Consider the following 5243-nt stretch of genomic DNA (forward strand, 5'->3'; position numbering starts at 1 on the left):
TTTGCAGGAATGGTTTTATCAATGTGCTTTTTATGCCATGATCGTAGGGTCTCAGGCGTGCAACCTATCTTTGGCGCTATGGCTTTGATGGCTGACCAGGTGGATGGGTAGTCGTCTTTAGCTTCAATTAGCATACGGACGGCGCGCTCTTTCATTTCAGGGGTATAGTTTCGTGTTTTCATTGTCGTATTCTCTCAGAAAGTTGAGTCTCCGACAATCTCGGGGCGGTTCATAGAGCCAATAATCCTTTGGTGATTTAACCAATACAAAAACGCCGACAGTAAAGGCACCTTTCACGACCAAATCCAATATAGTGATGTAGCCCATTTTTTCTACACCACGAAAAAACCACTCAGGAAACATGGTTTGACCAGCTAGCATCAAACACATCAATAAATATACTGGTAAGTCTTCTTTAAATTGAGGTACTAGCATAATTGCTGGCACTAAAATACTTAGTGAAAACAGTAATAAGTAAAGTTTTGAAGTTTGCGTTTTACTATAAATAAAACTGAGCTGCTTACGGCTGGCTTTATGTTTTGCAATTTCTCGTGTCGCAGATAAATTAAAACCGTAACTGGTTATTGATTGAAAATATGCAACCAGAGATAACCCTAGTACAATCGCACCATACTGCTGGAGCCCTAACACCTTAATAAGATAAGGCAGAGTAACAAACGGCAAAATAGCATTTACTAGTTTGAGTACTGATAATGAAAAGAAGTTTTTCATTAATCGCCTGATGTCTTCAGCTTGCAGTGCAGTGCGGATTTTACTTATCATATTAAACGACAACTAGCAGCTCAAAGACTTAACGTACCAAGGCATGGCTTTTTCAATTCCTTGAATGATATCGAACTGCGGTGCATAGCCTAATGCGTTCTGAATCTTACTGATATCAGCTTGGCTATGACGTACATCCCCAGCACGGAAGTCACGATACACTGGCGCTTGGCTATAACTCACACCGTTATCGCTTAGGCTTTCTTTTAGTGCATCAAATAATGTATTGAGTGTGGTACGACCACCGACTGCCACGTTGTATACCTGGTTTTTCGCATCACTACTGGCTGTCGCTGCCAAGATATTAGCCTGTACAGCATTTTCAATAAAATTAAAGTCTCGGCTAGTATCACCATCACCGTTCACAAATACCTCATCACCTTGAATCATAGCAGCCGTCCACTTCGGTATTACTGCTGCATAAGCACCATCTGGCGTTTGGCGCTTACCAAAAATATTAAAATAACGTAGGCCAATCGTATTAAAGCCATAAGTGCGAGAAAACACATCAGCATATAACTCATTGACATACTTAGTTACTGCATAAGGCGATAACGGGTTACCAATAGCATCTTCCACTTTGGGTAAAGCAGGGTGGTCACCATAGGTAGAGCTACTGGCCGCATACGTAAAGCTAGATACTTCGGCATCACGAGCAGCGGTCAGCATATTCAAAAACCCTGAGATATTGGTCTCATTAGTCGCGATAGGATCGGCGATAGAGCGTGGCACAGAACCTAGTGCGGCTTGATGCAATACATAGTCCACACCTGTACAGGCCGTTTGGCAGTCTGCTAAATTGCGGATATCACCTTCTATAAAGGTAAAGCCTGCCCACTGCTGAGAGCTTACTAGTGCTTGCACTTCATCTAGGTTATGCTGAAAACCTGTGGCAAAGTTATCTAAGCCCACTACTTTTTGATTGAGTAACAATAGCGTTTCAAGTAAGTTTGAACCGATAAAACCCGCTACTCCAGTAATGAGCCATACTTTTTTATCATTTAATAAAGTTTGCTTGATGTCTTCGTATGCTGTCATTGTTATGACCCTTATTGCTTTTTATATGTTGCTTTTTATGTATTGCTGAATGCTGATAACTTATCAGAAAGGGAAAATGTCTATAAACGAATATCAGTATCTGCATTAGTAAAAACATATTTGAGATCATAAAGAACATGCGACTCTTTACCAAAGCTACGAATCGTCTCTGCACCCATTTTAAGAAACTCTTGATGCGCAACGGCTAGAACAATACCGTCATATTCGTTATCGAGCGGCATCTCTATAGGGTTAACGCCATACTCATGCTGCGCCGATGCTGCATCCACCCAAGGATCATAAACGTCGACTTCGATATTGTACTCTTGTAGCTCATGCACGATATCGATGACTTTCGTATTACGTACATCAGGGCAGTTTTCTTTGAAACTTAGCCCTAGTATCAATACTTTGGCACCCTCTACTTGAATACGTTTCTTTATCATCGTTTTAATGAGCTGTGTGCTGACATATTCGCCCATGCCATCATTCAGACGACGACCAGCCAGTATAATCTCTGGGTTATAACCAATCGCCTGAGCTTTATGCGTCAAATAGTAAAGATCAACGCCGATACAGTGTCCACCTACCAAGCCTGGGCGAAACGGCAAAAAGTTCCATTTGGTACCCGCTGCCGTAAGCACAGCTTCGGTATCAATATTCATCTTATTAAAAATAACGGCCAACTCATTGATTAACGCAATGTTCACATCTCTTTGCGTGTTTTCTATCACTTTTGCCGCTTCTGCTACTTTAATACTTGGCGCTTTATGCGTTCCTGCTGTGATAATAAGGTTATATACCTCATCGACAAAATCGGCAATTTCGGGAGTAGATCCAGCCGTTACTTTTAGAATATTGGTGACTCGGTGCTCTTTATCACCTGGGTTAATACGCTCTGGGCTATAGCCTGCATAAAAACCTTGATTAAAAGTTAAGCCAGATACTTGCTCTAATACGGGAATACAAACTTCTTCGGTAGCACCCGGATAGACCGTAGACTCATAAACCACGATATCGTCTTGCTTCAGAATACCGCCAATCGCGGTTGATGCTTTTATCAATGGCGTTAGATCTGGTTGCTTATAGTCATCAATAGGCGTGGGTACTGTCACAATAAAAAAGTTACAGTCATTAAGATCTGCCATATGAGCGCTATAGCTTAGATGCTTTGCTTCTGATAGCTCATCATCACTCACCTCTAAAGTATGGTCTACACCTGATGTCAGCTCATTTATCCGAGCGGCATTAATATCAAAGCCTATGACAGGTAGTTTCTTACCAAACTCTACAGCCAGTGGTAAGCCAACATACCCTAGACCAATAACAGCTATTTTTATATTATTTATATTTATCATCGTAATTTTAACAAACCTCTTCGATTTATTTAATGTTAGGGATAGATTTCACTATTTTTTTGGAGGCATCATCCTCTCGATAACCTGCTACAAAATGCTTAAATTGAGTTTTCAGCCAAACAATATCTTGCTGTTTTGAGCGTTCTATAAATTCGAACAAAATATTTTCGATATCTTCTAAGGGAAAGCTGTGTTCCATTGCCTGCATGATTAACGGATGAAAGGTTTTTTCAATGTTATCTTCGCCAATGATTAGCTCTTCATACAGTTTTTCACCTGGTCTTAAGCCAGTAAAAATAATTTCAATATCACCATCGGGATTGTCATCATCTTTTAGTTCACAGCCAGTCAGACGAATCATACGTTTAGCAAGATCCACAATTTTTACTGGTGCGCCCATATCTAGCACAAACACCTCACCACCAAACGCCATTGCACCTGCTTGAATCACCAAGCTAGCCGCCTCTGGAATCGTCATAAAATATCGGGTTATTTCGGGATGAGTAATAGTGATCGGACCACCCTGCTCAATCTGTTTGGTAAACAGAGGTACCACAGATCCCGACGACCCCAACACATTGCCAAAACGTACCATGCTAAAACAAGTATGGCTGCTCTGTTGGCTAAGGCCCTGACAGACTAGCTCCGCCAAGCGTTTTGATGCTCCCATGACATTAGTCGGTCGTACAGCTTTATCAGTAGAAATTAAAACAAAGGTATCAACACCAGCTGCCATCGCAGCACATGCACAATGATAAGTACCCTTGGTATTGTTGATTGTGCCCTCAAAAGGATTGGACTCAACAATAGGTACATGCTTGTATGCGGCAGCATGATAAATGGTATTTATATGGTGATTTTTGAATATATCGATTAATTTTTTTTCGTTCACCACGCTTCCGATAATACTGACAATCTCAATATCTTGGTATTCAACATTTTCTTTCTTTTTATTTCTAAGCTCTTGTTCTATGGTGTACAAGGCATATTCAGATTGCTCGTATAACACCAAACACTTAGGTTTGTTTTTAATAATTTGCCGACATAACTCACTACCAATCGAACCACCTGCCCCTGTTACAAGAACACTTTGATTGGTGATGTTTTTTTGTAGCAACTCAGCAACAGGTTCAACGATATCTCGGCCCAGTACGTCCAATATGTCGATAGGTCGTATGTGACTGACCGTCACTCTTTCATCAGCCAGCTCGCGCAAGCTAGGCACGTCGTTTATTTTGACAGAGATATCTGATAACTGATCCATGATTTGTTTTTTACGAGCACGGCCCATAGAAGGCATTGCCAAGATGACCTGTGCCACTTTAAAGGTTTCTATTAATGATATTAATTCGTGTTCAGCATATATTTTTTTACCATGCAAATAAGCACCTGCCAAATGATTATCATCATCGATATATGCCACCACATTGTATTTATAAGAGTGCTTCAAGCTCTCGAATAGCTCTCTACCCGCCTCTCCTGCACCATAAATAATCACATTGTCGCAGCATTCCTTTGTTTTACGCTTTTTATCTGATCTCTGTAGTCGTTTCAAAAAGGTTCGTATTATCAGTCTGCTATTCCACAACCAAATAAAAGATAGAAATAGAAAGATGATAGGTACTGATCGAGGTATCATCGACATTGGGTTTACGTAAATAAGAACTTGATAAACGATAATAAGTAATAGAAACAGCTGTAGTACACGCCCCATTACCGCATCAAAAAACCCCCTAGAAGCCCCTCTATAAAACCCCATAAAATATAAACTGGCGACAGGAATAAATGCATATAACGCCAATGTCATATTGCTGATGTAAGGTGCCACATATCCTTGTCGTAATGCCAATGCCAAAAGTAAGCAAGATATTGATGCAGCATAATCTATGCTAAATAAAATAGAGCATTTGACAAATCTGGGTAATGACAATAAGTATAAAGCGATATATTTCGACCACTGATTCAGCTTATTGGATGACTGATAAGCACTGTTAGACTCTGTTTTTATAAACTTAGATTAACACACCAAGTGCAACGCTAAGTAATGGAATAAAACACCTGGTT

General features: G+C 40.3%; 4 protein-coding genes and 1 pseudogene. All 5 read right to left on the reverse strand.

Going from position 1 to position 5243, the window contains the following annotated elements:
• A pseudogene (locus tag EI164_RS14440) lies at positions 1–182 on the reverse strand (IS3 family transposase); the annotation flags it as partial.
• Positions 157–783: an oligosaccharide flippase family protein gene (locus EI164_RS14445; RefSeq protein ID WP_192520624.1), complete on the reverse strand. Its 627-nt coding sequence runs from the start codon at positions 781–783 to the stop codon at positions 157–159. The gene EI164_RS14445 and the pseudogene EI164_RS14440, both read right to left, overlap by 26 nt.
• 12 nt (positions 784–795) lie before the next feature.
• On the reverse strand, positions 796–1821 hold the full coding sequence (locus EI164_RS14450) for an NAD-dependent epimerase/dehydratase family protein (protein WP_192520625.1): 1026 nt from the start codon (positions 1819–1821) through the stop codon (positions 796–798).
• Positions 1822–1901: 80 nt separating this feature from the next.
• Positions 1902–3179: a Vi polysaccharide biosynthesis UDP-N-acetylglucosamine C-6 dehydrogenase TviB gene (gene tviB, locus EI164_RS14455; RefSeq protein ID WP_192520626.1), complete on the reverse strand. Its 1278-nt coding sequence runs from the start codon at positions 3177–3179 to the stop codon at positions 1902–1904.
• A gap of 25 nt (positions 3180–3204) precedes the next feature.
• On the reverse strand, positions 3205–5007 hold the full coding sequence (locus EI164_RS14460; RefSeq protein WP_318779560.1) for a nucleoside-diphosphate sugar epimerase/dehydratase: 1803 nt from the start codon (positions 5005–5007) through the stop codon (positions 3205–3207).
• Positions 5008–5243: the final 236 nt, after the last annotated feature.

The sequence above is a fragment of the Psychrobacter sp. FME13 genome (assembly GCF_014861395.1).
GTDB lineage: Bacteria > Pseudomonadota > Gammaproteobacteria > Pseudomonadales > Moraxellaceae > Psychrobacter.

Coding starts and splice junctions, on each gene's coding strand:
- EI164_RS14445 (WP_192520624.1), bottom strand. CDS start 783: ATGATAAGTAAAATCCGCACTGCACTGCAAGCTGAAGACATCAGGCGA.
- EI164_RS14450 (WP_192520625.1), bottom strand. CDS start 1,821: ATGACAGCATACGAAGACATCAAGCAAACTTTATTAAATGATAAAAAA.
- tviB (WP_192520626.1), bottom strand. CDS start 3,179: ATGATAAATATAAATAATATAAAAATAGCTGTTATTGGTCTAGGGTAT.